The organism is Lacicoccus kunmingensis DSM 17847 (genome assembly GCF_059568765.1).
In genome coordinates this window covers 214,190-238,285 of record NZ_JCANUC010000001.1, presented here as the reverse complement: position 1 = coordinate 238,285, position 24,096 = coordinate 214,190, and the positions used below count along the sequence as shown (strand labels likewise).

The window sequence follows — 24,096 nt, the reverse complement described above, 5'->3', positions numbered from 1 at the left end:
GGCATTTTCAAATAATATTAAACTAATATTTTTTCATCATTTGTCGTCGTTTCTTCATATACGACCAGTTCGCCGCCATTTTTTCTAAGCTGACGCTTCTTCAATACGCCCCATAATTGGATGGCGATGAAGAATGATGAATATACCCCGCTGATAAGGCCGATAAGAAGACCGAGACTGAAGCCGAATATCGAACTGCTGCCAAGCGTGACAAGAAGCAGTACAACGATAAAGACTGTCAAAACAGTGTTGATCGAACGTGTGGCTGTCTGCTTGAGCGAACGGTTGATGATCTGATCTATCGTTTCTTCGCTCTTTATTACTTTCACTTTGCGCAGGTTCTCTCTGATTCTGTCGAACGTCACAATCGTATCATTGATGGAGTAACCGACAATCGTCAATACTGCTGCAATGATTGTAATATCCATTTCTATTCTGAAGATGGAAAACAGTGCAACCATGATGAATACATCATGCATCAGGGCGATAACAGCCGGCAGCGCCATGCGCCACTCGAAACGTATCGTTGCATAGGCGATGATTCCAAATGAAGCGATGATTAGTGCGAGCATCGCATTTTGTACAAGTTCTTTTCCGATTACAGGACTGACCGTACTGATCATCGGTGTTGCGCCGTACATTTCATTGAATGTGTCCTGCATCGAAGTCACTTCATCCTGAGATAAATCAGTTGTGTATCTCGCGACGACAGTATTATCGCCTGAAGTAGTAATGCTTTCAGGAGCGATGCCAAGTTCTTCAAGTGTGTTTTCAACATCATCCACACCGGCCTCGTCGGAAATTTCAATATCCGCCCGTGTACCGCTCGTAAAATCAACACCGAGATTCAGGTTGAATACAGCAAGGGCGCCGATACCCAGTATCAGTAAGGCAATACTGAAAGCAAAGAACTTTTTAGTGTGTTTCACAAAGTCAAAACGATCCCACGGGGTCGTCAAGTCTTCAATATCTTTTCCTTCGCTCAGCTTGTATCTGTCTTTTTCCTTTATGCCGAAGAGCCATAATTTATCATTCAGGTATCCGGAGTGGACGACCAGTCTCATCAACACGCGTGTCAAGAACACAGCAGTGACAAAGCTCATCACAATAGACAGTATGAGCATGGTCGCAAAACCTTTGACACTGCTCGTACCGAATGCAAACAGTACTAGACCGGCAATCATTGTAGTGATGTTTGCATCCAGAATAGTCCAGATCGAATTTTGTGCCGCTTTTTTATACGCCTTTTTAATACTGCGGCCGATTCTCAGTTCATCTTTCAGCCGTTCGTACAAAATGATATTCGCATCGACGGCCATGCCGACACCGAGAATCAAGGCTGCGATACCCGGCAGTGTCAACACACCGTTAATCATGTTGAAGCCGAATACGGTCAAATATATATAGACGAATAAAGTCACAGTCGCAATAACCCCCGGCAGTCTGTAAAAGGCCACCATAAAGATGAATACCAGAGCAATACCAATTGCCCCTGCCAATACCGTTTCCTGCAGTGCCTGTTCACCGAACTGCGCGCCGACAGAAGTTGAATACACTTCATTCAATTCTACAGGCAGAGACCCGGAATTCAGCAGTGATGCAATGTTCTGTGCCCGTTCCACACCTTCCTGGCCTTCAAATCCACCGGAGATCATCACTTCGTTGGAGTTGATTGGTGCACTGACAGTCGGAGCGGAAACGAACTTCGGACTTTCTTTTTGTGCTTCTTCGGCGAATGAATCTTCACCTTCGACAAAGTCCATCCAAATGACCATCAGGTTTTCACCTTCCGGCCTTTCAGAGATCTCTTCAGTGATCTCCCTGAATTTCTCTGCACTCTGAAGCTCCAAAGTGACCATCGCATTATTGAATTCATCGAAATTTTGGGAAGCGCCGCCTTCAACAAGGTCCGAACCGGATAACAGGACGTTATCTTCAACATCACGGATTGTCAGTTCCGCCTGTGTGCTGAGCAGCTCTCTCGCTTCGGTCTGGTCTTCCACACCTGCGAGCTGAACCCTTATTCTGTTGCCTTCTTCAATCTGTATATTCGGTTCCGATACACCGAGGACGTTGACTCTCGAATCCAACGTGCTTGCTGTACTGCTGACAGCGGTTTCGTCAATTTCATCCCCTTCATTCAGCGGTTCGACTTCATAGAGCACTTCAAAACCGCCCTGCAGATCGAGTCCGAGATTGACATCTTCGCCGACATCATCCGCAGTCAAAGCAACAACAGTGATAAGTCCGATTCCGACAGCTAAAGCAATGATTATGTAACTTAGTTTATTTCTCAAATGTGACACCTCTATTTTTCACAACTTAACGTTCTTATTATAACGTTAATAAGTTTAAATTAAAACACAAAAGCCGACAACTAGTGTCGACTTCGTATTATCTAACAACTTCTTTTAATGCAACTCTTTCGAATTTAAGTACGGTGCCCTGGTCATCTGTAAGTATATACATGTGCTTCTGGTCAAATGACTCAACACGGCCGTGTACGCCGCCTATAGTGATGACGTCGTCTCCTTTTTGAAGACCCGCCTGCATTTCCTGTACCTGTTTCTGTTTCTTTTGAGCCGGACGAATCATCAGGAAATACATAACCAGGATGATTGCAATAAAAGGTAATAATGGCATTAAAAATTCCATTCTTTCTCAAACACTCCTCTAAAAGTTTTTCGGATTTTTTTCATTTAATCCATATGAGTCGAAAAACGCTTCTTTAAAATCTGATAATCTATCATTTAAAATCGCACTTCGAACACCTTCCATCAATTTTAACAGAAAATACAGGTTATGATAAGTAGTAAGTCTGAGTCCGAGTATTTCATTCGCTTTAATCAGGTGGCGAAGGTATGCTTTACTGTAATTTTTACAAGTATAGCAGTCACAATTCGGATCAAGCGGTGTAAAATCTCTTTCAAACTTTTTATTTTTTACCACTACTCTGCCCTGTGATGTCAACGTTGTGCCGTTTCTTGCGATTCTTGTCGGCAGGACGCAGTCAAACATGTCCACACCGCGGATAACACCTTCAATAAGTGCATCTGGTGAACCGATGCCCATCAGATAACGGGGTTTATTTTCAGGCAATAAAGGAATTGTATGCTCAAGCATTCTGTACATTACCGGTTTCGGTTCGCCGACTGACAGACCGCCGATCGAATAGCCTGGAAAATCCATGCTTACAAGATCTTTCGCACTTTGAGCACGCAGATCTTCATACTCTCCGCCCTGCACGATGCCGAACAGCGCCTGGTGTTTGTCATGACCTTTTTTCAAATGGTGCTCAAGGCCTCTTTCAGCCCATCTTGATGTTCTTTCAAGTGAATCTTTGACATAGCCGTATTCTGCCGGAATCGGCGGGCACTCATCAAATGACATCATGATGTCGGAGCCGAGGTCATGCTGAATATCCATCGCGCCTTCAGGACTTAAAAACAGTTTAGAACCGTCCAGATGGCTTCTGAAATGAACGCCTTCTTCTTTGATTTCACGGGAGTCGCTCAGGCTGAATACCTGGAAACCGCCGGAATCTGTTAAGATCGGCTTGTCCCAGTTCATGAACTGATGCAGGCCGCCTGCTTCTCTGATGATATCACTGCCCGGACGCAGCCACAGGTGATATGTGTTTGATAAAATGATCTGGCTGCCGATATCTGCAAGCTCTTCCGGTGTCATAGACTTTACGGTTGCCAGTGTGCCGACAGGCATAAATATCGGGGTATCGATTACACCGTGGGGTGTATGCAGTTTACCCAGGCGCGCGCCGGTCTGTTTACATGTTTTAATATGTTCATAACGAATTGCCATGAGTGGTACCTCCATGAATAATCATCGCATCTCCAAAGCTGAAGAAACGATATTGGTTATTAACAGCATGCTGATAAGCATTCAAAATCCTATCTCTGGAGCAAAAAGCACTGACCAGCATGACGAGTGATGACTTGGGCAGATGGAAATTGGTGATGAGCACATCCACCGCTTTATATTCAAATCCGGGATAGATGAAAATATCCGTAAATCCGCTGGATGCTTTGAAAGTATCATATTTAGACATAATCGTTTCAAGTGTTCTTGTACTTGTCGTTCCGACGCTGATGATCTTTCCTCCATTTTCTTTTACCGTATTCAGTACTTCTGCAGTATCGCCAGACATCATATAATACTCCGAATGCATTTTATGATCTTCAATCGTTTCCACGCTGACTGGACGGAAAGTGCCCAGGCCGACATGCAGTGTAATCGTGACGATTTTAACACCTGCATCCCTGATTTCATCCAGCAGTTCATTCGTGAAATGAAGACCTGCTGTCGGTGCTGCGGCAGAACCTGTTTCTTTCGCATATACTGTCTGGTATCTGTCTTTATCTTCCAATGTTTCTTTAATATACGGCGGCAGCGGCATTTCACCAAGCGCGTCCAGTACGTTTTCAAGAATGCCGTCATGATGCAATTTCATATGACGGATGCCCTCATCAAAAATAGCCGTACATTCAGCGGCAAGTTCACCATTGCCGAAGACAACTTTTGTGCCCACTTTCACCTTTTTCGCGGGACGGATCAATACTTCATATCCGTCTTCCACAGGTGTGAGTAGCAGCATTTCAATCTTTGCCCCGGTGTCTTCTTTAATTCCATACAAACGGGCAGGCAGCACTTTCGTATCATTCAATACGAGTACATCGCCTGCGTTAAAATACTTTAATACCTCATTGAAAGTATTATCTTCTATTTGTCCGTCAGTCTTATCCAGTGCCAAAAGACGGCTGCTCGAGCGGTCCTTAAGCGGTGTCTGGGCAATCAATTCTTCCGGTAAATCGAAATCAAATTCTTCAAGCTTCAAAATCATTCCTCATTTCCACACAAATCACTTGCTGTCACCTTTAAAATATTCATAGCTTTTGCCTGTTGCCTTACGGCCTCTCGGTGTCCGTTCAAGGAACCCCTGCTGGATTAAAAACGGCTCATATACATCCAGCAGCGTGACAACTTCCTCACCGATCGACACAGCCACTGTTTCAAGTCCGACCGGACCGCCGCCATATGTATCGATAATCGTATTCATGATACGATGGTCGACAGGGTCCAGTCCCATCGAATCGACTTCCAGTACGCTGAGCGCATGGTTCGTCGTTTCCATTGAAATCGACTCTTCTTCTTTCACGATGGAAAAATCTCTGACCCGGCGCAGCAGACGGTTTGCGATTCTTGGTGTCCCTCTTGAACGCTTCGCAAGCTCGATGGCACTGTCAGGGTTAATTTCCACATTAAAGATTTCCGACGTTCTTTCAACGATCGTAATCAGACTGTCCACATCATAGTATTCCAGTCTCAGCTGCACCCCGAAACGGTCACGGAGCGGCGCGCTCAGGCTGCCAAAGCGCGTTGTCGCCCCGACCAGTGTGAACGGCGGCAGATCGATACGGATGCTTCTCGCCTCTTCGCCTTTACCGATAATGACATCGATGAAAAAGTCTTCCATCGCTGAATATAAAATCTCTTCAACCGCACGCGGAATTCTGTGTATTTCATCTATGAACAAAACATCGCCCGGCTCAAGGCTCGATAATATCGCAGCAAGGTCGCCTGCACGCTCTATTGCCGGACCGGATGTGGAACGGATATTAACTTCCATTTCATTCGCAATGATATTAGATAAAGTCGTCTTTCCAAGCCCCGGCGGACCATGCAAAATGACATGATCCAATGCTTCCTCCCGGATCTTGGCAGCCTGGATAAAAACCTGCAAATTGTTTTTCATCGCATCCTGACCGATATACTGTTTTAAATATTCCGGTCTGAGGGACAATTCCACTTCCATGTCTTCATCCATCTGATGTTCATCTAAAATTCTGTCATCATGTTCTGACATAATAACACCTCTATTGAACTAGTAATTTCAATCCTGATTTCACTGCCGCATCTACAGATTCAAAACTCTCCGACTGCAGCTTTTTATCCACTTTCGACAGCTCTCTCTTGCTGTAACCTAGCGCTTCCAGCGCCAGCATCGCTTCTTTGACATAATCGTTATCGGATGTTGATACAGCCACTTTATCACTCTGTACAAGCTTGCCTTTCAAATCCAGTATAATCTGGCTGGCTGTCTTTTTGCCAATGCCGGGGAACTTGCTCATAAAGGCCTGATCTTCATTTTCAATTGCCGTTATGACTTCATCCGGAGAGCTCGCCGCGGATATCGCGAGTGCACTTTTAGGACCGATGCCTTTCACTCTGAGCAAATTTTGAAACAACTCTTTTTCTTCCATGTTTTTAAAGCCGTACAGTGTATGGCTATCTTCTCTGACAATCAACTCTGTATAAACTTTCAATTTAGTGCCTTTATCTTTTTCGAAACGAAAAGGATTCGGGACATGAATAAGATAGCCCACACCTGACACATCGACTGTGATGTTGTGCGGGGATACAGTTTCAATTGTACCTTCAATATATTGATACATTTTCTCACCTATTCTACAAATTCAAATTCTCCGCCGAGTATCCTTACAGTGTCACCTGTCTGAATACCTCTTTCTCTCAGTGCATCATCAATGCCCATCGAGCGCATTTGACGGGCAAACCTTCGAACTGCCGCATCTCTGTTGAAGTCTGTCATTATGAACACTCTTTCAATCGTCGGTCCGCTGACCACATAAGCTCCGTCGTCATCTCTGCTGATCTTGAATGCATCAGGATCTTTTTCATGACGGTAAACCACACGCTCTTCTGTTTCATCAAGCTCTATTTCTTCTTCTTCACTTGCATCCAGGACGTCCGCCACTTTATATAGGAGCGGCTGAAGGTTATCATTTGTTGCAGCAGAAATGGCGAATATTTCTTTATCTTCACCGACTTCCTGTTTGAACATATCGATGATTTCCATATCTTCCAGCAAATCTGTCTTATTCAGAACAATGATTTCCGGACGTTCCAGCAGTGCCGGATTGTATTCTCCGAGCTCCTGCCTGATTGTATGATAATCCTGTACGGCATCGCGGCCTTCGGACTCACTGATATCAACAACATGCACAATCACCTGCGTTCTCTCCACGTGTCTGAGAAACTGGTGGCCAAGACCCGACCCTTCTGCCGCACCTTCTATCAGACCCGGCAGGTCCGCCATTACAAATGAACGCCCGTCACCAGACTGAACCACACCGAGATTCGGTGCAATTGTTGTAAAGTGGTACGCGCCTATTTTAGGCTTTGCTCTTGAAACACTGTTTAAAATTGTCGACTTGCCGACACTTGGGAAACCGACCAGACCAACGTCTGCCATCAATTTCAATTCCATTATCACTTCAAACTCTTCACCCGGTTCACCGTTTTCAGCGAAGTCCGGTGCAGGGTTTCGGCTGGAAGCAAAACGTGAATTCCCGCGTCCGCCGCGGCCGCCTTTGGCAACTACTGCCTGCTGGCCGTGCGTTGTTAAATCGGCCACTGTTTCATCATCTTCCGCTTTTTTAATTACAGTACCCGGCGGCACTTTCAAAATAAGCGGTTCACTGTTTTTACCATGCATGTTGGAACTCATGCCGTTTTCTCCGCGTTTCGCCTTAAAGTGACGCTGATAACGGAAATCCAGCAGCGTTCTCAAACCTTCATCGACTTCGAAAATAATGCTTGCTCCGTCACCGCCGTCACCGCCGGCCGGTCCGCCCATCGGAACATACTTCTCTCTTCTGTAGGCGACTAAACCATTACCGCCGTCACCTGATTTCAAAAATACTTTGACCTGATCTACGAACATATTTTCACCTCAATTACTTTAATATTATATCACTGATATAAAGACTTTGTATCTATATATCATCATACAATTCGTTCAAAATAAAAAGCACCAGCAGTAGCTGATGCTTTTAGTAACAAAATTATTTTGCTTCCTGATAAACAGAAACACGTTTTTTGTCGCGACCAAAACGTTCATATTTAACTACGCCGTCAATTTTAGCAAATAATGTATCATCGCCACCGCGACCTACATTTTCACCCGGATGAATTTTAGTACCGCGCTGACGGAACAAAATTGATCCACCTGAAACGTATTGACCATCCTGTCTCTTCGCACCTAAACGTTTTGACTCTGAGTCACGGCCGTTTCTTGTTGACCCAACCCCTTTTTTCGATGCGAAAAACTGTAAGTTTAACTTTAGCATGTTACTCACCTCACATATATTCTATTCTTATATAGTCGTTATATTCTTCTTCAATAGTTTTTAATGAAATGATCATTGCTTTTAAAAGCATCTGCAGTGTTTCATCTTTTGGATGTTCCACACTGAATTCTAAGTATCCGCCGTCATCACCCAGTTTTATATCCGGATTTGCATCCGTCATGGATATGATGGCATTGACATTTCCAAAAACGACTGCTGAAGCTCCAGCACAAACAATGTCTTTTCCATATTCATCAAAGTCAGCATGGCCGCTCATATTAAAAGATACTACCTGGCCATCATCATTTTCATGAATATTCACTTTAATCATTAAGCTTCAATCTTTTCAATTGTCAATTTTGTATAAGGCTGACGATGACCTTGTTTACGCTTGTAGTTCTTTCTGCGCTTGAATTTGATCACTGAGATTTTCTTACCGCGACCGTGTTTTTCAACCTTCGCAGATACAGTTGCGCCTTCAACTGTCGGTGCGCCAACTTTAACGCTGTCTCCACCAACTAAAAGTACTTTGTCAAAAGTAAAAGTTGCGCCTTCTTCTGCTTCTAATTTTTCAACAAAAATTGTCTGGCCTTCTTCTACTTTAACTTGTTTACCGCCTGTTTCGATGATTGCAAACATACTTACACCTCCTGATTTTAATTAAGACACGCCATCCATAGGTGGACCTAGTCACTTTAACCTATGATTGTGCGGTTGATGTCTACTAAATCATCAACTTCTAGATTATAGCAACCCGTGGACTCTAAGTCAATGTTTTGGCAGGAAGTTTTTACGCACTTTAGAACTTTTCAGTGTAATGACAAATACGAGTACGAAAAGCAGTGCATTGACTATCAGACTCGGTACCGCGCGGAGCGCCAGATAATCGAACACCGGCATATTCAACAGTCCGAGTATGCCATAGATCAGAAAGATATAGGCATCATACAGAAATGTCAATGACAGGACGACAAATGCCATCGCAACAAAGTCTTTGTAGAAAACCCTGAAAGCGGTGTGCATGAAGAATACGAATGCGACCATGCCGAAAGTATGTACACCGTAAACAAGTCCGCTGTATATATCGATCAGAATACCGAAGACAATCGCAATGAAGCTGCTGATAGACGGATTGACATAAATCGATAAAAGCAATATATACATGAGCAACAGCTTCGGAACCGTATAGACCGTCAGCTGGCTGATCTCAAAAGGACTGAATTCCGCAAATAAAAAATCGCCGTACATCAATAGAAGGGACGTAATGAAGATCACTATAATTCTCATATTAATCTCCCATTGATTCCGGATCACGTTCCAGAACAAAGACGACATCAACTTCGGACGGATCGCTCGCAAGCTGGATAAAAGCATTTTGGCTCAGACCATGTTCGTCATTTTCGACTTCCATGACTTCGCCGACAATCAGACCTTCAGGAAAATCACCGACCAGGCCGCTTGTATATACTGCATCTCCCGCCTCTACCGTCGCATTATTTTTTATATTATCTATGACCAGCAGTCCCCTTTCACTGTCATAGTGATCAATTGCGCCGTAAACCGCTTCATCTTCATGCTGTATTTCAACAGACAGATTGTTTTGGGAAACGTTTGTTGTAATCATTTCAACGAAACTTGAATTACCGTTGACCCGCTTGATCATACCGATCAGCCCTTCAGGTGTCATGACAGCCATACCTTCCTGTATACCGTCATTTTCACCTTTATCAATCGTGAAATTATTCAGCCACTGATCCTGTGAACGTGAGATCACCCGTGAATTGATTGTGTCGTATTCTCTTTTTGAACTGACTTCAAGCGCATCTCTCAGCTTCTCATTTTCAGACTCCAGACGTTCAATGTCAGAGTACATCTGAGGCAGCATTTCGAGCTGGGATTTCAACGCTTCATTTTCATTCGAGGCACCGAAGAGCCCTGTAAAGTTGCTGAATATATTTGATACAAATTGAACCGGTGCACCGATGATGGACTGGGAAGCCGCAACAGTGTCACCCGTAAATTGTTCAGCTTTAGTCGTTGATTCTCTATCCGTCATCGAAAAGCCGATGAATAATATCAATATAATGATACCGAATAAAATAACCAGCATCTTATTCCTGTTAAAAAGTTTATTCACTGAGCACTCCTCCAGTAAACTGTGTATATAAAAGAATACCATATATTATTATGGTTAAGAAATAAATTTATAGCAAAAAAACTACAAAAACAGGGGCCGGATACACCGGCCCCTGTTAAAAAGATAATAATATAATATATGATATCTAGAACGGGAGTTCTATCAAAAGGTTTTGTTAACTAAACAAGTGACCTTGTTATGTTAATGTCATTATATTTATATGTTAACCATTTAATTAACACGAATCAAGGTTATCCACAGAAATTTAGTGTACATATTACACTACTTATGCACTCGGCATATTCTTAGCCGTCACCTGCATCTTGAACATCTCGGCATAAATACCATTCACACCCATCAACTTCTGGTGATCCCCGCGCTCCATTATATTACCTTCTTCTAATATGATGATCTGGTCCGCATGTTGTATCGTCGACAGTCTGTGCGCGATGATAAATGTCGTTCGTTTTCTGCTGACCACCTTCATCGCATGCTGAATCATCTGCTCCGTTTCACTGTCTACGTTGCTCGTCGCTTCATCGAGTATCAGTACTTTAGGGTCGAATGCAAGAGCCCTGGCAAATGAGATCAGCTGACGTTCACCCAGTGATAAAGTCGCGCCTCTTTCAGGCAGATAGGCGTCAAGTCCGCCGTCCAGCTTGCCCATGAGCTCCCTGCCGCCGACTTCAAGAAGTGCCGCTTCAGCCGCCTCACGTGAAATACCATCATTGTTGAGGCGGATATTATAAAGCAGGGTGCCCGCATAGATGAACGGGTCCTGAAGTACAATCGATATATGTTTTCTTAAATCTTTTTTATTGATTTCCTTTGTGTCTTTTCCTGAAAATAAAATCCGTCCATCTGCAGGGTCGTAAAAACGCATGAGAAGATTGATGATCGAGCTTTTCCCGGACCCCGTATGGCCGACAAGCCCAATCGTTTCTCCCCTTCCCACACTCAGGTTAATATCTTTCAATACGAGATGGCCCTCTTTATAGAAGAAAGAAACATTTTTAAAATCGATATCCCCGTCAAAATATCCCAAACGTCTTTTATCCTCAACTTCTTCTTCTTCATCAATCATCTCGAACACTTTTACAGCCGCCACCCGGGCCTGTTCAAATATTTCAATCTGTCCGACGATTTCATAAAGCGGGTTGAAAAAGCGTGTGATATAGTCCACCAGCAAATACATCGTCCCGACCGTCAGCGCTTCTGCCGGACTTAAAAATGCAAGGGAAAAGACGATGACCATAAGTGCGAAGACAAATGACTGCATGCTGCTTGCCAGATTATCGCCTGTCAAACCGTTCAGTTTGACAAGTCTGGTGGCGCTGTCTGTATATTCATCATTCAGTGTCCTGAACTCACTTTCAACCTGTTTTTCACGATTGAATACCTGGATGGTTGTCATGCCGTTGATCGATTCGTTGATCGCCGCATTCATATCACTGTTTCTTTCGCGTTTCATATGGTTATAGTCATTTGAATATTTACGGTACAAAATGAGCCACAGTAAAATGATCGGAACAAAAACCAGCATGATAATGCCTGCATATATGTTGACGATGAAAATCGCAACGGTGATGGCTATCATCGTCAGACCATTCACAAGAAACATCGGCAGCACATACGTAAAAAACTGAAGCATTGATTCGGTGTCGTTTGTAATTCTCGCAACGACCTTCCCGGCAGGCAGATTGTCAAAATACCTGACCGGCAGTTTCTGTATATGTTCAAATACCTGGTGGCGGATACTTTGAACGACCTTTGCACCCGTCGACTGCAAAATGATCTGAGCAAAATATGCCACGACCGCATGTGCCAATTTGAGGATTGCATATATCATCAAGAGCCGTATGACAGCATCAACATTAATATTACCTGCTCCCAGTCTGATGTGGTCATCCAGTACCGTCATGATAATGAGGGGTCCGATCAGTTGAAAGGATACCATCAGAATCATCAGTATACTGCCGGAAATAAACCACCATTTATATGCGAGTGAGTAACTCAACAATCGTTTAATCTCATTCATTTCGCTCACCTCCAGTCTCATAGTACTGATTCTGCCTGCTGTACCAGCCGTTATTTTGAACCAATTGCTCGTGGCGGCCGGTTTCTGAAATTCTGCCGTTCTCAAGAACGACGATGACATCGGCATGTCTGACAGCCGACAGACGGTGAGTCACTATGATTGTCGTTTTATCGTTTCTTTCGCTTTTAATATTATCGATGATCCGCTGCTCCGTTTTCGCATCCACCGCACTGAGTGCATCATCGAAAATAAGAATTTCAGGGTCTTTGATCAGACTTCTCGCTATTGATATCCGCTGCTTCTGACCGCCGCTTAATGCGACGCCCTTTTCGCCGACCATCGTCTCAAGTCCTTTAGGCATCAGTGCGAGGTCCGAATCAAATGCACTGGCTACTATCGCACGGTTCAATTCATCCTCAGACGCATCAGGATTGCCAAACAGTATATTCTCTTTGACAGTCCTTGAAAACAGTATGTTTTCCTGTGATACATAACCGACTTTTTGTCTCAGTGCTTTCTTACTCAGCCGCGTGATGTTGATGCCATCGATAATCAGACTGCCGGTGCCCGCCGGATACATTTTCAACAGCTGTCTGATCAAAGTCGTTTTACCGCTGCCGGTTTTACCGACAATGCCCAGAGTATCGCCCGCTTTCAGATGGAGACTCACCTCATCCAGATTTTTACGGCTGCTCGATGGATAAGTGAACGACACACCGTCAAAATCAATTTTACTCGAGGCAGTAATACCATTGCCTTCATCAACCACATCATCTTCTGTCTGGAGCACTTCTTCAATACGGTTCAGTGACGCATTGCCGCGCTGCATTATATTGAACAGCATGCCCATCGCAAACATCGGCCAGATCAGCATATTCAAATATATATTGAAGGTGACGACCTCCCCGACAGTCATTTCACCTGCATTCACCAAAACAGCGCCGTAACCGAAGGCGATAATGAAGCTTAAAGACACTACAAATATTGTAAGCGGCTGGAATAATGCGTCCAGCTTTTCCACTTTCATGAACCTGTCCAGGTAATCTTTCGTTTTGACTTTAAAGCTTGCCGCTTCCGCCTCTTCCTGCACATAGCTCCGCGTCAGTCTCACGCCCTCCACAACTTCGAGAGCCGAATCATTCATCACACCGAAAGATTTCTGACTCTTTGTATGACGTTTATTAATCATACGGCCGAGGCATACTTCAATGATAATCAACAGCGGGAGTGGCAGCAGCGCAAAAAATGTCAGCTCCATATTGATGGTAAAAGCCATGACCAGGACGATTGTCGCAAGAAACGTACTCGCATCGAGCAGCGTAATCAGACCGAACCCCATCGCTCTGTTGATACTCCGCATATCATTGGTCGCCTTTGCCATCAGATCACCGGTTTTATTACGCTCATAAAAGCTTGGAGACAGCGTTAAAAACTTCTGCATCAGCCGCATTCTTAAAATACTTTCGATATCATACGCACTGCCGAAAAGCATATAAAACCATGAGTACAGCAGCACATAAGTGCTGATGATAACCGCTATGAATAAAAAGAATATAAGCCACATGGTCTGGGTTGTCATATCACCCGTGTTGATCAGGTCGATGGTACGGCCGATCAGCTGCGGCGGGACCACCTCCATGAAATTTGAAATTACAGCCAGTATGACTATGAGTAAATACTTCAATTTATGTTCTGAAAAATACCATTTTAGTTTGTAAATAAAATCAATCATGATTAACCAACTTTCTTATGTTGAGTAAATTTTGCAATAAAAAAGTGCGCACCATTTTTGTGCGCACTTAAAATAAGGCATAAAAATAGGGGGGTACACGCCTCCCCTGTGTATGTGTATGCATTTGGTCATCATTGATAATCGTGTTTAAAAACAACCATAAAGGGAGGCCCTATTCAATTCTTTGTTGTGTGATTTCGCTGCAATGATCTTAAACATAGTTTTGTCCTCCTTCTCTTTGATATTTTCAGTATATTCCATAAAAAGTAATATTTCAATATAATTTTAAAAATCCATCAACATTTTTCACGTTAAAAGATTCTTTTACAAATAATCGGTAATCAGCTGAATTGGAAAATTCATCAGTCCATGAATGATGATCAGTATCCATATGTTTCTGTATTTAGCCCATAAGAACCCCAGGAACAACCCGGTGACACCCTGGTTGACCAGGACATTCGAAAATGCGATATCCAGCGAGTCCCCGCCCTGTATCGCCATATGCCAGACCGCCCAGAGTACCGAAGACACCATAATGGCCGGCCATGTGCCAAGCAGCGCCTCAAGCCTTGTCTGCAGCCAGACTCTGTAAAATATTTCTTCCAGAACACTGTTCAGTAAAAATGAAAACAGTGCCCCCACTCCGAGCATTAAAAAGCTGATTTGATATTCAGGAGCATCCGGCGGTCCGAACGGGCTGAAGAAAAATAGGATGGCCCAAGTGATGGTGACTATCAATGGGAACAGCCACTGGTTATTTTCTAAATAAGACTCTTTCGGCACTTTATTATTCAACCGCTGATGTTCAAAATAGCAGAGCATGATCATCGGGGCGATCATGAGCAAAACGATTTTAAGCAGCGGGAAATACATGCTCGAATATTCCGATGGTAAAGCGATAAGTACGACAGCAAAAAGAACAGCCAGAATGACCAGAATAAAGGCTTGTCTCCCGACGATCTTTTCCTCAGCCATTTTAAAAGGGGTGTTATCCACGGTCTTCGCAGGCAGCACCAAAATCAATATAATCAGTATTCCGGAGATGATCCATTGATGCCAGAATGGTACTGTCAGATTATGATCTGCACTGATTTCAATCATGCCTTCATTTTGAATGACGATCCAAAGTGCCGACATGAGAATCACCGTCAGACCGATATACACAATCCAATCGGTTTTATTTTCTCTAATGATTTTATTCACTTCCCATCCCCTCACTATCCGGCGTCCCTCGACGTCAGATTAATGTAATGTGAATGATCTTCCACTTTTCCAACCGAGTAAAAATAAAATATGCCGCCGATCATCCAGTACGGTTCCCAGAAGACCAGCCTCCAAAATGTCGCGTAGCCATCCAGGTTGAAATTCAGAATATTGAAGGCACTCAATGCTATGGTCGTAAAGTTGAGCAGTCCGTAAAGAAACAGTAATATGCCGACAGATTTCGTAATGTAATACAGTGTTTTATCCATTACAGTGCTCCGCCATTTTACAAGAAGCAGCAGTAAAAGTATGACACCCAGGAGTTTTATAAAACCGGTCATCCATACGACAATGATAAATGAAAGTTCCGGATTCAATGATATTTCATAAATTTCTCCCCCGAGCGACCGGACGCCGATCATTCCCCCAAGTGCCCAGTAAAAACTCATAAGCGCAAAAATCAAAGTCCATACAATACCGAGAGTAATAAAAATTTTATTACTTTTCATAGAAATCTTCTCCTTTTCTATCATTGCATGTATTGATAGTGTAAAATAACCTCACAAATAAAAAAAGTTACAAATGTAATGAATCATCCTTACATTTGTAACTGCATCTCTAAATATTCTATTCTTCTACTTTGTCTTTGTAATACTCTTTCTCTTCTTGATTACTGTTAAAGACTTTCTGCGTTGGATAGTGTGCTTTCATAAATGAACCGCCGCTCACGTCTTTAGCGGAATGCACGACGGTAAATGCACCTTCGTCCACTTCATTAATCAATTTTTTCAAATAAAACACCTGCTGCTTCGGCACAGCGACATAAATCATATGTTCGATGTTGCCGCTGCCGTCATCTTTACTCTCCAATATCGAAGTATGGGCATTCAAGTTCTTACGGAGGGAAGCTGAAATTTCCTCACTCGCTTCTGAAAATATATGAACGACCTTTTTCGACTCAAAACCTTCAAGAACATAGTCGGTCACTTTTTTACCGATAAACAATGCGACGACAGTATACAAAATCATTACCGGTCCGATGACGAATACACCGCCTGCAACAACTAATGCATCGAGCACAAAATTCGTGCTTGTCAGTTCCCAGCCGAATTTGTAATTCAGCACTTTGGCGATGGTTGAAGTCCCGCCGATCGTACTGCCGGAAAGAAATATGAATCCAAAGCCGACACCGGTCAGGACACCTGCGTATATTGCTGCAAGCAGCGGGTCATCCAACTTGGAACCGGTGCCCTCAAGGATGAATAAGAAAAACGAAAACAGCGGAATTGCAACAATCGATTTGATAATCATGGATTTTGGAAGGTAACGGTAGCCTATGGAAAGTACCAGGACGTTCGTTATGAAAGTGACTATGGCCGGTGACCATCCGAGTCCGAAGTACAGGAGCAGCGATAAGCCGGGGATGCCTCCTTCAGCCAGGGCGTTCGGCATCGCAAATATTGCGACAGAAAAAGCAAAAGAAAAAACGCCGAGTATCATATACAGATAGTTTTTCATTTTACACATCCTTATATATCATGTCAGAGTTCATGCCTATATTATCTGTAAGAATTCCTACCGTCAACACCAGTGTATATGTACCCGAACTTTTATATTTTTATGAAATATTTATATTGCGTATTTCATATAAACCTAGTATTTTAAATAGAACCATATTATAAGAATTAAAAGGATGTGTGACCATGTATAAAAAGATATTAGTACCATACGATTTCGGCAACTCTTTCAGCAACGTCCCAGGCCAGTTAAATAAGCTCGTCGGTGAAAACCCGGACCATATGATTACGATTTTTAACATCATTTCAGAAAGCGAACATGCCAACAGCGTCAGATATGACGGCAAGCATTTTGATACGCTCGTAGAGGAAAAGAAAGCGTTTATGGAACCTTTCACTGATCAACTCGACGCACTCGGTTTAAACTACCAGATACAATTTGAATCCGGCCTGATTAAAAAGACACTTATAAAAGAAATAAAAAACAATGACTACGATATCGTCGTCATGAGCAATAAACGTTCTAAAAGAGACATCAAGCATGTACTCGGTCACGTCACGCATAAAATCGCAAAACGTGTGAACACTCCTGTAGTCATCGTTAAATAAATATACCCCATATATAAAATGCCATTTGATTTAACTTCAAAAGGCATTTTTTGTCTATTAAAGCATTTTTATTTGTATTATAATACACTTGATTGAGTAAAATTGAAAAAATTAATGGATGGTGGTCTGTACATGGCTCTGTTAGGTACAATTGTGAACGCCATTGCTATTATCGCCGGCAGTTTCATCGGATTATTCTGGCGTAATATCAATGAAAAGATGAAAACGACCATCCTTCAGGGATTATCTATTACAGTGTTGATACTCGGTATAAATATGGCACTTGAAAGTAACCAGATCATTATTGTAGTTGCAAGTATTGCCATTGGCGCCATGGTGGGTGAAAAATGGGATATTGAAGGCAAGATGAACCATTTCGGTTTTTGGCTGGAAACGAAAACCGGTGCTTCTGAAGGCGGCATCTCTGCCGCTTTTGTCACTGCCACTCTTGTGTATGTTGTCGGAGCAGTCGGCATTGTCGGTGCACTGGACAGCGGATTGAGAGGAGATCATACAGTCCTCTTCACCAAATCTTTAATCGACGGTACACTTGCCATCTTTCTGACTTCAACACTCGGTATTGGAATTATGGTCTCCGCAGTACCGGTCTTTATATTTCAGGGGGCCATTACCCTGCTCGCCGCCCAGATCGATCGTTTTATCCCGCCAGAGTTAATGGACCAGATGATTGTCGAAATAACAGGCACAGGCGGCGTTATGATCATTGCAATCGGCATCAGGCTGCTCGGGATATTAAATATACGCGTCGCAAATCTGCTGCCTGCGGTACTGTTCACAATCATCATCGTTACTGCAATGTATTATGGGGAGACGATCGGTCAAGCTCTGATGCAGATGTTTTAACACTGATAGGAAGAAATAAATTATGTATAGGAAGTGACTTGCAATGTGGGTAAATATCATACTGGTTATTTTAGCTGTCGAAGGCGCCATCCTATTTTTCTACGGACTGCAGAAACAATCCCAGCTGTTCTTCTTCCTGGGCCTCACTTCATTCTTCATACCGGTTGTTTACTTTATCAGCGGATTTACATTTATGCCGCTGGTACCTGTAGCGGCCCTGATCATCACATATATCGTAAAAAGAAAAATTACACTCGCTTAATTAATAAAAACCCGCGGTCTTTGGCCGCGGGTTTAACTATTTATACGCTATTATTATCATTTCCAAAGATGCGCAATACTTTTCAGTCTCTCGACACATTCTTTAAGCTGCTCATCTTCGATGGCCATCGATATCCGGATATAATTCCTGCCCCTGGAACCGAATGGAATGCCAGGTGTTGCCAGTATCGATTCCTCTTTCAGCAGATACTTTACAAAACTCTCTCCGTCAAATTCATCCGGCACTTTAATCCATCCGAATATGCCGCCTTCAATCGGCTCGATTGGAATATCCGCTTCAGACAATTCCTTGACCACCATATCTTTCCGTTTCTTGAAAATATCCTTTTGCGCAATCAGAAAATCGTCTTCCTTATTCAAGGCATCGGTCGCCGCTTCCTGCAGCACGCCCCACATACCCGTCTGGGTATGATCCTGATAAATATTGATCGCTTCAATCATCTCTTTATTGCCGACCGCAAACCCAGCCCGGAAACCGGACATATTATAGCTTTTTGAAAATGAATATATTTCCATCGCCGTCGATAATTCCGGATCACTTTGAAGGATGCTCGGGTGCTTGTCTTCGAACCCGAAACCGGCATAGGCAAAATCATGAACGATCTTTATGTCTGTATCCTTAAAGCGATGGATCGTCTCATCAAAGAATTCTTTTGATGCGACGGTACCGAGCGGGTTCGAAGGATAGTTCAAGTAAATCAGCCGTGTATTATCCAGGTCTTCCTGATCCAGTGCATCATAGTCCGGCATATAGTTATTCTCCTTCAGCAGCGGCAGATCATACTCGATACCTTTCGCAAGCGTCACGCCTGCGGAATAGTCTGCATAGCCCGGGTTCGGTAGAAAAACCCCCTCCCCCGGTTCGATGAATATCATCGGAAACTGGACGAGTGCACTTTTTGTGCCGTAAAGGATTGCGATGTTCTCATCTTTCAGATCCACATCGTAATGCCGTTTATAAAAATCTATGATCGCAGCTTTAAATGAAGGACGGCCGCGGAAACCCGGATATTTGTGGTTGTCAGTAATGTCGACAGCACGCTTCACCGCCTCTTTTACAGTGTCCGGTGCACTGCCGTCAGGAACACCGACAGCCAGGTTAATCAGCGGTTTCTCGCCGATTTCAAGATCTTCATTCAGCGTACTGACGCTCGCAAAATAACTTTCCGGTACAGATTTCAATAACTCATTCATGTCCTATTCCTCCTCCGGCTTATCGAATCCCTGGAAGTCTTCATCATTGACCTGATCAAAGTATTCAGACTGCGCAGCTTCGATTAAATCATCGGCCATTTCTGAATCCTTATCTTCCGTATTGACCACTATTCTGTTTCTGAAATATTCATTCATGCTCTCAAGTACCAATGCATCTTCAAGATTCATATCACTTGCCAGCGCAAAGTTCCCCGGCACGAGTGACAGACCAATCTGATCGACGCTTCTCGGCAGCTGTCCGGCATCCTGGAAGACGAACTCGAGATTTTTATTATTGCTCGTAATATCCTCTTCTTCTATCGCGAGCATGTTCGCATCTTCACTGATGGTAATCAGTCCTGCTTCTTCCAAAGTCAGAAACCCGCGTGAAGAGTTGACCGGGTCGAGCGGCAATGCAACTTCACTGCCATTCGTTATTTCTTCAAGCGATTCAAACTCACTCGAATAAAGACCCATCGGTGCAGTCGGGACCTGGATCAGACCATGCAGGTCCGTACCGTTCTCTTCATTGAAGTTCTCCATGAATGTCAGGTTCTGATACAGGTTCGCATCAAGATCTCCGTTGTGAAGCGCATTGTTCGGCTGGACGTAATCCGTATATTCGACGATTTCAACCGAATATCCCATCTCTTCAAGCGGCGGCTTCAAAGCAAAGTTGACCATATCACTGAAGGGGCCGGTAGATGCACCAATGGTGATCACTTCACCTTCATCTTCATATAAAAGCACACTCGAAACGATGATGACTCCTAAAGTGCCAAGTAAAAATAAAATAATTCCACGCATCTATTTCCCCTCCTCACGACGGCTTAAAAAGTCACCGATTAATTGTACAAGCTGAACGATGATGATCAGCAGGATGACCGTCACGGCCATTGTCAAAGTATCATAACGGTAATAACCATAACGGATCGCAAGGTCACCGATACCGCCACCGCCGACAACACCGGCAGTCGCACTGAATGCGATAATCGTAATGATTGTCAGAGTAATCGCCTGAATCAATCCTTTTTTAGCTTCAGGGACCAGCACATCCGTGACAATCATGTATAAAGGTGCGCCGCCTGCGATACTCGCTTCAATGACACCGCTGTGAATGCTGTTGAAACTCGATTCAACCAGCCTTGCAAATAAAGGCACTGCGGCGATCGACAATGCAACACTCGCAAAGACCGGGCCGTGCGAAGCATTGACCAGCCAGGTGGCAAACGGCATGATTGCAACGATCAAAATGATGAACGGGAATGAACGGATGACGTTCACAAGGGCGCCGAGCACCTGATTCAACGGTTTCACTTTAAAAAGTAAGTGGTGCTGAGTAACAAATAATAAGACACCGAGCGGCAGTCCGATCAATACCGCGAAAAATATGGATATCGAAACCATCAAAGTCGTTTCCAGAAATGCTTTATAAAGTAATGGTCCAAGGTTCGTTAAACTACTCATATATCTCAGCCCTTTCTATGCCTGGAGTTTCAGTGATATTACGGGTCAACCGTTCAATTTCAGAAGGCTCACCTGTCACCTGAAGCATCAGAATACCGAGCGGAATGCCGTTGATATACTCGATTCTGCCGTTTAATATGCTGATGGACAGATCAAACTCCCTGTAAAGTTTATTCAAATAGCTCTCTTCCGCACTTTCCTGAAGGAACTTGATCGTGATGATCTTATTATCTTCCGACTGCACGATATGGGGAGGAATCTGGAAATCGTAAATATCCTGAACAAAGCCTTTTGTCACTTCATGCGTCGGTTCACTGAAAATTTTATAGACATCGTCCATTTCAATGACTTCACCGTTCGACATGACACCGACACGCTCTGCAAGTTCCTTGATGACCTCCATCTCATGGGTGATGACGACAATCGTAATACCGAGCTCTTTATTAATCCGCTTCAGCAGATTCAATATCGTCTTTGTCGTTTCCGGGTCCAGCGCACTCGTCGCCTCATCGCTAAGGAGCACATCAGGATTATTTGCAAGTGCCCGTGCAATACCGACACGCTGCTTTTGGCCACCGCTTAAGTTTTTAGGGAAGACCGTCTTTTTATCCGACAGACCCACCAGCTCTAAAAGCTCGTCAATCCGTCCGTCAATTTTAGATTTCGGATACTTCGCAGCTCTTAAAACAAATGCGATATTATCCGCAACCGTCTTTGATTCAATCAAATTGAACTGCTGGAAGATCATGCCGATTTTCTGACGCTTCACACGTAAATCTTTCTGATTTAAAGCCGTCACTTCATCATCACCGACATGAATCGTACCCGTTGTCGGCGCCTCAAGCAGATTAATCAGCCTGAGCAGCGTACTTTTTCCCGCCCCGCTGAAACCGATCAGACCGAATATTTCTCCTTCGTTGATCGTCAGGCTTGTCGGTCTTAAAGCATTGACTTCCTTACCTTTATGTAAGTAGGTTTTTGAAACATCTTTAAAGACTATACTCATATGAATCCTCCCTTTACCTCTTCCTATAATAAAAAAAGCCATCTGCACTGGACAGATGACTAAACTGATTATCGTTCAAGCATCCGCTTGTTGGAATTAGCACAGTACTCAAATCGAGTCCGCTGCTGAGACATCACCGGGCCAAGTCCCTCCGTCTGCTCTGAATAATTGGATATTTAGTTGAGATTAATAATATAGTAAATCAGTATAATTTGCAAGGCAGATTTGTAACACATGACACAAAACAATCATTTCCAAAAGCTTCATGCCATCTATCATATCAACAGCCTACTTCGATAAGGCGATTTTAATATGTTCTAAATGATGCTCCTCATGCCATGCAAGCTTCGCAACCTTTGTTGCCACTGTTACTTTACCGTTATCTTCATGGATGAAATAGCGTTCAAGCTGATCTTCAGTGAGAGAGTTACCCAGTGCGACAATTCTCTCATTGATACCTTCAAGCATTTTAATGGAGCTCTCCACCGGCAGCTCAGTATCCGGCTGTACGGCCCATTCATCCTGCACAAATCCCGGTACTGTCGGCGCATCATCAGTCAATGCAAGCTTCAGACGCTGGAACATGTTCATTTGAGAATCCGCAATGTGATGCACAAGCTGTCGTACATTCCAGGCACCCTCACGGTAAGTTTTGTTCAACTCATCTTCACTTAAGTGGTCGACCGTCTCACGCAGTCTTTTCGTATATGTCTCAGTCTGCGCATTCCACTCACGAATATTTTCAAGTGTTACCATTTCAGGTACATCCAACTTTCCGATAGGAAATTTAACATCCATCTTAAATACTTCCTTTCCATAATATATTCTGTCTATTCCAATATACTATAAGTACCGATAAAGCTGAAATATATAGGATTATACAGTTAATATTAGGCATAAAAAATGAGACTGGATCTCCAGTCTCATTCACAGATAAATAATATAATATATGATATCTAGAGGACAAGCAGTGTCACTCTATCGGAAGACGTCGATGAAATCAAATAATATATAACGAAATACTTCGTTGACGTCCTTGTTATGTTATCTTCATTATATTTTAATCTAATTCTCATTTCAAGGGTTTAAACCTATTTTCTTTATTTGTAACCTGATTGTAATATTGTTTACCAAATGAAAATGTGGCTTAAAGCCCTACTTGAAGGCCTTCTCTCTCATTTGAAAATAATAAAATTCTTTATATTTTTAAGAAACTTCTTTTTTATCTTCTGTTAATCTGGATAAAAAACGCTCTTTTCTATCATTATTCATACCTTCGACCAGCTTCAATTCACTCATTAAAAAAGCCTGCGCCTGTTTAAGCTGGGTTCTTTCACTGGAATTAAGCTTCTGTTCTCTTTGCATATTGGATAATCCATATATTACTTCAGCACATGCCTTTAAACTGCCCGATTTTATCATATCATTGTTAAGCTTGTTTCTTTTTTTCCACGTTAAGTCTTTATCAGCTTCCACTTTATCGATCATTCTGGCAATTTCTTTCACAGTGTCCAAATCTGTCACAGGACGGATATTCGTCTTGGAAATCTTATTTTTCGGAATCATCACTTTCATATTATCATTAATCATATTGATAATATAATACTGCAAAATTTCGCCTGCAACTTCTTTTTCCTCGATCGCGGTTATTTGACCAGCACCATGCATCGGATAAAATATGTTATCTCCTACTTGATACAAAGCATCGCCTCCATATTCTCTTAACTATAAGTATAGCACACAACGTTAAATTAATAAAACTTTTATCATAACATTCCCAATATTATGATGTCAATAACTTTTAATCACTTATATTTCAAATTAAAAATAATTATCATATAACACAAAAAATCCAAATTGATTTCTCAAAATGGATTTCCTG

The 24,096-nt window shown here is 43.0% G+C and carries 26 protein-coding genes, 1 riboswitch and 1 other annotated feature; of the genes, 3 read left to right on the top strand and 23 right to left on the bottom strand.

Translation table 11 applies throughout. The features are described 5' to 3' along the window. Window positions 1-17: 17 nt before the first annotated feature. From secDF to BO48_RS01100, 17 genes are all read right to left on the bottom strand, one after another. Window positions 18-2,297: a protein translocase subunit SecDF gene (gene secDF / locus BO48_RS01180; RefSeq protein WP_496365604.1), complete on the bottom strand. Its 2,280-nt coding sequence runs from the start codon at window positions 2,295-2,297 to the stop codon at window positions 18-20. Between the two features lie 97 nt (window positions 2,298-2,394). After that, the gene (yajC, locus tag BO48_RS01175) at window positions 2,395-2,655 is read right to left on the bottom strand and encodes a preprotein translocase subunit YajC (RefSeq protein ID WP_052256491.1); all 261 of its coding nucleotides are present in this window, start codon (window positions 2,653-2,655) and stop codon (window positions 2,395-2,397) included. A gap of 18 nt (window positions 2,656-2,673) precedes the next feature. Then, complete coding sequence (gene tgt / locus BO48_RS01170; RefSeq protein ID WP_496365603.1) at window positions 2,674-3,834, bottom strand: tRNA guanosine(34) transglycosylase Tgt; 1,161 nt, start codon at window positions 3,832-3,834, stop codon at window positions 2,674-2,676. Then, complete coding sequence (gene queA / locus BO48_RS01165; RefSeq protein WP_496365602.1) at window positions 3,803-4,852, bottom strand: tRNA preQ1(34) S-adenosylmethionine ribosyltransferase-isomerase QueA; 1,050 nt, start codon at window positions 4,850-4,852, stop codon at window positions 3,803-3,805. The genes tgt and queA overlap by 32 nt, the downstream gene beginning before the upstream one ends. Before the next feature lie 24 nt (window positions 4,853-4,876). After that, a complete protein-coding gene (ruvB, locus tag BO48_RS01160) occupies window positions 4,877-5,881 on the bottom strand; it encodes a Holliday junction branch migration DNA helicase RuvB (protein WP_496365601.1) in 1,005 nt (334 codons plus the stop codon). 10 nt (window positions 5,882-5,891) lie between these two features. Further along, window positions 5,892-6,470 (bottom strand): Holliday junction branch migration protein RuvA, encoded by a 579-nt coding sequence (gene ruvA, locus BO48_RS01155; RefSeq protein ID WP_496365600.1) that lies wholly within the window; start codon window positions 6,468-6,470, stop codon window positions 5,892-5,894. 8 nt (window positions 6,471-6,478) lie between these two features. Continuing rightward, a complete protein-coding gene (gene obgE / locus BO48_RS01150) occupies window positions 6,479-7,759 on the bottom strand; it encodes a GTPase ObgE (protein ID WP_496365599.1) in 1,281 nt (426 codons plus the stop codon). Window positions 7,760-7,880: 121 nt separating this feature from the next. Then, window positions 7,881-8,165: a 50S ribosomal protein L27 gene (gene rpmA, locus BO48_RS01145; protein WP_052256496.1), complete on the bottom strand. Its 285-nt coding sequence runs from the start codon at window positions 8,163-8,165 to the stop codon at window positions 7,881-7,883. Between the two features lie 10 nt (window positions 8,166-8,175). Next, window positions 8,176-8,496, bottom strand: coding sequence for a ribosomal-processing cysteine protease Prp (locus BO48_RS01140; RefSeq protein ID WP_496365598.1), 321 nt, complete (start codon window positions 8,494-8,496; stop codon window positions 8,176-8,178). Continuing rightward, on the bottom strand, window positions 8,496-8,804 hold the full coding sequence (gene rplU / locus BO48_RS01135) for a 50S ribosomal protein L21 (protein ID WP_496365597.1): 309 nt from the start codon (window positions 8,802-8,804) through the stop codon (window positions 8,496-8,498). Before rplU ends, BO48_RS01140 begins: the two co-directional genes overlap by 1 nt. 14 nt (window positions 8,805-8,818) lie before the next feature. After that, window positions 8,819-8,891 (bottom strand) — a sequence feature (ribosomal protein L21 leader region). Window positions 8,892-8,933: 42 nt separating this feature from the next. Next, window positions 8,934-9,452, bottom strand: coding sequence for a rod shape-determining protein MreD (mreD, locus tag BO48_RS01130; protein ID WP_496365596.1), 519 nt, complete (start codon window positions 9,450-9,452; stop codon window positions 8,934-8,936). Between the two features lies 1 nt (window position 9,453). Continuing rightward, the gene (mreC, locus tag BO48_RS01125; RefSeq protein ID WP_496365595.1) at window positions 9,454-10,302 is read right to left on the bottom strand and encodes a rod shape-determining protein MreC; all 849 of its coding nucleotides are present in this window, start codon (window positions 10,300-10,302) and stop codon (window positions 9,454-9,456) included. Between the two features lie 286 nt (window positions 10,303-10,588). Next, the gene (locus BO48_RS01120; RefSeq protein ID WP_496365594.1) at window positions 10,589-12,340 is read right to left on the bottom strand and encodes an ABC transporter ATP-binding protein; all 1,752 of its coding nucleotides are present in this window, start codon (window positions 12,338-12,340) and stop codon (window positions 10,589-10,591) included. Next, a complete protein-coding gene (locus tag BO48_RS01115; protein WP_496365593.1) occupies window positions 12,333-14,072 on the bottom strand; it encodes an ABC transporter ATP-binding protein in 1,740 nt (579 codons plus the stop codon). Before BO48_RS01115 ends, BO48_RS01120 begins: the two co-directional genes overlap by 8 nt. 324 nt (window positions 14,073-14,396) lie before the next feature. Next, window positions 14,397-15,275 carry a CPBP family intramembrane glutamic endopeptidase gene (locus BO48_RS01110; protein ID WP_496365592.1) on the bottom strand — a complete coding sequence of 293 codons (879 nt, stop codon included), beginning with the start codon at window positions 15,273-15,275 and terminating at the stop codon, window positions 14,397-14,399. Window positions 15,276-15,289: 14 nt separating this feature from the next. Next, complete coding sequence (locus tag BO48_RS01105) at window positions 15,290-15,784, bottom strand: DUF3995 domain-containing protein (RefSeq protein ID WP_496365591.1); 495 nt, start codon at window positions 15,782-15,784, stop codon at window positions 15,290-15,292. Between the two features lie 118 nt (window positions 15,785-15,902). Continuing rightward, window positions 15,903-16,793, bottom strand: a complete 891-nt coding sequence (locus BO48_RS01100; protein ID WP_496365590.1) for a YitT family protein — start codon at window positions 16,791-16,793, stop codon at window positions 15,903-15,905. A 185-nt stretch (window positions 16,794-16,978) separates the two neighbouring features. Here BO48_RS01100 and BO48_RS01095 point away from each other — a divergent pair, with 185 nt between their 5' ends. The 3 genes from BO48_RS01095 (at window position 16,979) to BO48_RS01085 (ending at window position 18,527) form a co-directional block, all read left to right on the top strand. Next, on the top strand, window positions 16,979-17,401 hold the full coding sequence (locus BO48_RS01095) for a universal stress protein (RefSeq protein WP_496365589.1): 423 nt from the start codon (window positions 16,979-16,981) through the stop codon (window positions 17,399-17,401). A 102-nt stretch (window positions 17,402-17,503) separates the two neighbouring features. Continuing rightward, the gene (locus tag BO48_RS01090) at window positions 17,504-18,265 is read left to right on the top strand and encodes a DUF554 domain-containing protein (protein ID WP_496365588.1); all 762 of its coding nucleotides are present in this window, start codon (window positions 17,504-17,506) and stop codon (window positions 18,263-18,265) included. 43 nt (window positions 18,266-18,308) lie between these two features. Beyond that, complete coding sequence (locus BO48_RS01085; RefSeq protein ID WP_496365587.1) at window positions 18,309-18,527, top strand: hypothetical protein; 219 nt, start codon at window positions 18,309-18,311, stop codon at window positions 18,525-18,527. A gap of 56 nt (window positions 18,528-18,583) precedes the next feature. Here the strand turns inward: BO48_RS01085 and BO48_RS01080 are convergent, their stop codons facing one another. The 6 genes from BO48_RS01080 to BO48_RS01055 form a co-directional block, all read right to left on the bottom strand. Continuing rightward, window positions 18,584-19,741 carry an aminotransferase class I/II-fold pyridoxal phosphate-dependent enzyme gene (locus tag BO48_RS01080; protein WP_496365586.1) on the bottom strand — a complete coding sequence of 386 codons (1,158 nt, stop codon included), beginning with the start codon at window positions 19,739-19,741 and terminating at the stop codon, window positions 18,584-18,586. A gap of 3 nt (window positions 19,742-19,744) precedes the next feature. Then, a complete protein-coding gene (locus tag BO48_RS01075; RefSeq protein ID WP_496365585.1) occupies window positions 19,745-20,548 on the bottom strand; it encodes a MetQ/NlpA family ABC transporter substrate-binding protein in 804 nt (267 codons plus the stop codon). Continuing rightward, window positions 20,549-21,208 carry a methionine ABC transporter permease gene (locus BO48_RS01070; RefSeq protein ID WP_496365584.1) on the bottom strand — a complete coding sequence of 220 codons (660 nt, stop codon included), beginning with the start codon at window positions 21,206-21,208 and terminating at the stop codon, window positions 20,549-20,551. Continuing rightward, a complete protein-coding gene (locus tag BO48_RS01065; RefSeq protein WP_496365583.1) occupies window positions 21,201-22,214 on the bottom strand; it encodes a methionine ABC transporter ATP-binding protein in 1,014 nt (337 codons plus the stop codon). The genes BO48_RS01070 and BO48_RS01065 overlap by 8 nt, the downstream gene beginning before the upstream one ends. A 65-nt stretch (window positions 22,215-22,279) precedes the next feature. Then, window positions 22,280-22,385, bottom strand: a riboswitch (SAM riboswitch). Window positions 22,386-22,502: 117 nt separating this feature from the next. Then, window positions 22,503-23,012 (bottom strand): YfiT family bacillithiol transferase, encoded by a 510-nt coding sequence (locus BO48_RS01060; RefSeq protein WP_496365582.1) that lies wholly within the window; start codon window positions 23,010-23,012, stop codon window positions 22,503-22,505. Between the two features lie 408 nt (window positions 23,013-23,420). After that, window positions 23,421-23,915 carry a CarD family transcriptional regulator gene (locus BO48_RS01055; RefSeq protein ID WP_496365581.1) on the bottom strand — a complete coding sequence of 165 codons (495 nt, stop codon included), beginning with the start codon at window positions 23,913-23,915 and terminating at the stop codon, window positions 23,421-23,423. Between the last annotated feature and the right edge of the window lie 181 nt (window positions 23,916-24,096).